This is a genomic window from Sphaerimonospora thailandensis, assembly GCF_016863115.1.
In the GTDB taxonomy this organism is placed as follows: Bacteria; Actinomycetota; Actinomycetes; order Streptosporangiales; family Streptosporangiaceae; genus Sphaerimonospora; species Sphaerimonospora cavernae.
The window spans coordinates 1-4,302 of sequence record NZ_BOOG01000104.1 but is presented as its reverse complement, the minus strand read 5'-3'; the positions used below and the strand labels follow the sequence as shown (position 1 = coordinate 4,302).

4 protein-coding genes are annotated in these 4,302 nt (G+C 68.3%); 3 read left to right on the top strand and 1 reads right to left on the bottom strand.

Going from position 1 to position 4,302, the window contains the following annotated elements:
• From Mth01_RS28945 to Mth01_RS28935, 3 genes are all read left to right on the top strand, one after another.
• The coding region (locus tag Mth01_RS28945; protein ID WP_204019142.1) for a beta-propeller fold lactonase family protein at window positions 1-1,039 on the top strand (1,039 nt) is incomplete at its 5' end.
• 596 nt (window positions 1,040-1,635) lie between these two features.
• A complete protein-coding gene (locus Mth01_RS28940; RefSeq protein ID WP_204019141.1) occupies window positions 1,636-2,934 on the top strand; it encodes a beta-propeller fold lactonase family protein in 1,299 nt (432 codons plus the stop codon).
• A gap of 341 nt (window positions 2,935-3,275) precedes the next feature.
• Window positions 3,276-4,151 (top strand): NUDIX hydrolase, encoded by an 876-nt coding sequence (locus Mth01_RS28935; RefSeq protein WP_204019140.1) that lies wholly within the window; start codon window positions 3,276-3,278, stop codon window positions 4,149-4,151.
• A gap of 77 nt (window positions 4,152-4,228) precedes the next feature.
• On the opposite strand, the gene Mth01_RS30515 is transcribed toward Mth01_RS28935, so the two are convergent.
• The coding region (locus Mth01_RS30515) for a carbohydrate-binding protein (protein ID WP_407695986.1) at window positions 4,229-4,302 on the bottom strand (74 nt) is incomplete at its 5' end.

Genomic DNA, 4,302 nt, shown 5'->3' with positions numbered 1-4,302 from the left:
GGCCCGTGTCAAGGCGACCGTGGCGGCAGTCGCCCTGGCCGTGGGCCTGGCGCCCGCGGCGGCGCTGCCGGCCGCGGCGGCCCAGCAGGCCCGCACGGTCGCCTACGTGGCCAACAACAGCGAAGGCACCGTGTCCGCCATCAACACACGCACCAACACCGTCATCGCGACCATCCCCGTCGGGATCGCCCCCAACGGAGTGGCGGTCACGCCCGACGGCAACCGCGTCTACGTCACCAACATCTTCTCCAACAACGTGTCGGTGATCAACACGGCTACCAACACCGTCATCGCGACCATCCCGGTCGGGGTCAATCCCTTCGGTGTGGCGGTCACGCCCGACGGCACTTTCGCCTACGTCACCAACCAGGCCAACAACAACGTGTCGGTGATCAACACGGCCACCAACACCGTCGTGACCACCATCCCCGTCGGGACCCTTCCCTTCGGTGTGGCGGTCACGCCCGACGGCACTTTCGCCTACGTCGCCAACACCGGCTCCAACAACGTCTCGGTGATCAACACGGCCACCAACACCGTCGTGACCACCATCCCCGTCGGGACCCATCCGCGGCAGGTCGCGTTCACCATGCCCAACGGCGACTTCGCCTTCGTGACCAACTTCGACTCCAACAGCGTGTCGGTGATCAACACGTTCAACAACACCGTCGTGGCCACCGTTCCCGTCGGGACCAACCCCGATGGGGTGGCGATCACACCCGACAATTTCGCCTACGTCGCCAACTTCGGCTCCAACAATGTGACGGTGATCGACGCGGACAACGACACCTTCGTCACCACCGTGCCCGTCGGGACCGGCCCCATCGGGGTGGCCGTCACACCCCGCGGCAACCGTGTGTACGTCACCGACTCCACCGCCAACAACGTGTCGGTGATCAACACGAACACCAACGCCGTCATCGCTACGGTGCCCGTCGGGACCCGTCCCACCGGGGTGGCCGTGGCGCGCGTCAGCGGCCAGGAAGCACGCGCCGCCGCTGCCGGAATCGATGCCGAGATAGACCAGAGCATGGACTGAGCTGAGCCGGGGACGCCGACCAGGGTCTGGTCGGTAGGCCGCACCGAACACCCGTGAACACGGGGCAGCCGAAACAGGGGCCCCGGCGGAATTCGCATCGTCGACTTCCGCCGGGGGCCTCCGGCGTTTCCGGCCACATCGAGATTCCCACCATTCTCGTACGGAACTTCCGTACGAGAACGTGATGCAAGCGAAATGGCACGACAGTCACCGTTCTATGCCGAAGGCCGGAATGATGACCACGAATCAATCAAGCGATCAGCCGGGAGTGCCAAATCTCTGCGCCGATCCCGGAACATGCCACCTTCCAGACATAGAACAGGACCTGCCATCTTTCACACCGCCGAACCGGGGCCTCCGGCATTTCCGACTGAAGAGAACTTTCCGCACGTTCTTGTCGGCTTATGCCGTACTTCTCCGGATGTGAGCCCGAAAGACCAAGTGCCGTGCCCGCGAATTACGTGGCGATTCATCCTGAGTGATGACCAGGAATGCATCAAGGGAGCAGCCGAGAGCACCAAATCGGTGTGCCGATTCCGGGAGAAGCCGCCCTTCGGACGTAGAACGGGACCCTGACAGCTCTATGGGAGGTCCCCTTGCTTACCCGCTGGACGAGAAAATCCACGAATATCGCCGGCCCCGAACTGACAGAAGCGGCGGACCTGCAGCGGAGGCGGAGGTGGCGGGCAGCGGCCACCACGGCGGCCATCGTGCTCGGCCTGGCGCAGCTGGCACCCCTGCCCGCCGGCGCCGAAACCGGTGCCGAAACCGCGGCGCAGCGGACACGGCAGATCGCCTACGTAGCCGACTCGAACGCGAGCAACGTGGCGGTCATCGACGTCGCCACCAACACCGTGACCACCACCATCCCCGTCGGGACCAGCCCCGACGGGGTGGCGGTCTCGCCCGACGGCACCCGCGCCTACGTCGCGAACAGCGACTCGGACGACGTCTCGGTGATCAACACCCGGACCGACGCCGTCATCGCCACCATCCCCGTCGGAAACAACCCGTTCAAGATCGCGATCACACCGGACGGCGCCCGCGCGTACGTCACCAACTTCGCGTCCGACAACGTGTCGGCCATCGACACGGCGGCCAACACCGTCGCCGCCACCATCCCGCTCGGGGCCGGGACCAATCCCGAGGGGGTGGCGATCACGCCGGACGGCACACGTGCCTACGTCGCCGACTCCGGTGCGAGCACCGTCTCCGTGATCGACACGGCCACCAACACCGCGACCGGCACCATCCCGATCGGCCCCGGAACCATTCCGGTCGATGTGGCGATCACGCCCGACGGCGCCCGCGCCTACGTCACCGACGTCGGCAAGAACAGCGTGTCGGTCATCGACACGGCCACCGACACCGTGACCACCACCGTCCCCGTCGGGGCCGATCCCAAAGGGCTGGCGATCACACCGAACGGCGGCCGCGTCTACGTGGCGAACAACGACTCGAACAACGTGTCGGTGATCGACACGGCCACCGACACCGTCATCGCCACCGTCCCCGTCGGGACCGCCCCGCTGGACGTGGCGGTCACCCCGGACGGCGCCCGCGCGTACGTCACCGACTTCGCGTCCGACAACGTGACGGTCATCGGCACCGCCGCCAACACCGTCATCGCGACCGTTCCGACGGGAGCCAGGAGCGGACCCGTCGGCGTGGCCGTGGCCCGCGTCACCGAAGTGACTCCTCGGCCGCAGCCGCGTAGGCCCCGGATCAAGGCCAGGGTGGACCAGGAGATCACCGGCGGCGAAGCCCGACCGGCCCAGATCACCGAGACGGGTCAGTTCGCCGAGGCGGGTCGGCGGGTCGAACAGTGGCAGGCCCCGCATTGGAGAATCGTCTCCGAGAACAGTTGGACAGGCCGCTCGGTCACAGGCCGGTAGTCGCTGACTCGCGTGGTCCGCACCCGGCGCGCATGAGGCGTACGGCCCCCGGCGGAAGTCGCGTCGCCGGCTCCGCCGGGGCCACACCGTACAGCCACGCCGTACATCTGGCCGGGCGAAACGGAGAAAAAGAACAGCGCCCGCTCCTCCGGCCGGAAGGAGGCGGGCGCATGTCGCCGCATATGACAGCTCCTGATTCACCGAAAACGAGGGAATCACGAGTGAGGTTGTCACAACCTAACGATCCCGGGGCCGGCCAAACGGCGGAACCGCTCACCTATTCATAACGATCGGCAATCAGGTTCGTCACGCCCGCCGCGCTCGCAGGGCAAGATAGGGCCATGGTGGCGAAGGACGGAGACGGCTGGGCCCTGTGTTCTCGTGGGCACCGGCACTGGGGTCTGCACGGGGCGGCCGGTCTGCTCGCCGTCCATCACACGCTCGACGGCATGCCGTACGTCCTGCTGCAGAAGCGCGCCTGGTGGAGCCATCACGGCGGAACCTGGGGGCTGCCGGGCGGCGCGTGCGACAGCCATGAGGACGCGATCAGCGGGGCGCTGCGCGAGGCGCACGAGGAGGCCGCGCTGACGGCCGATCTCGTCCGCGTGCAGGGCCTGTACGTCGACGATCACGGCGGCTGGTCGTACCAGACCGTGATCGCCCAGGCGGAGGGCCTGCTCGACGCGGAACCCGCCAACGGCGAGAGCACCGACATGCGCTGGATGTCGGTCGGCGAGGTCACCGCCCAGGAGCTCCACCCGGGATTCGCCGACACCTGGCCCAGCATCCGGGCCGCGCTCAGCCCGCTCGTCGTCGTCCTCGACGTCGCCAACATCATCGGCGCCCGGGCCGAGCACGGCTGGTGGCGGGACCGGGCCGGGGCGGCCGACCGGCTGCTCGACGAGCTGGCCCCGCTCACCTCGGGCGGGCTGCGCCGTATGCCCGAGGGTCTGCCCGGTCTCGCCCGATGGTTCCCCCGCCTCGTCGTCGTGCTCGAGGGTGCGGCGGCCCGCGGCGCCGACTCCCGGGTCCGGGACGAGCACACGACCGTGATCCGGGCCCCGGGCAGCGGCGACGACGCGATCGTGGACGCCGTACGCGGCAGACGGCCGTGGGAGAAGGTCCTCGTGGTCACCGCCGACCGGGAGTTGCGGCAACGGGTCGCCTCGCTCGGCGCGCTCGTCACCGGCCCCCGCTGGCTGCTCGGCCAACTTTGAGAAGCCGACTCTGACGACTGAAAGGACGAGGGCGGGCGGCCCCCCGGATGGCCGCCCGCCCTGTCACATTTCGGTGGTTACAGCCGCTGCCAGAGGGCGGGAACGATCGGCGGCTCCCAGCCGGGCAGCGAGGTGTGCGACTGGAGGCACT

Excerpts from the sequence above, each read along its gene's own strand:
- Mth01_RS28935 (WP_204019140.1), top strand. The coding sequence starts at position 3,276 with ATGGTGGCGAAGGACGGAGACGGCTGGGCCCTGTGTTCTCGTGGGCAC.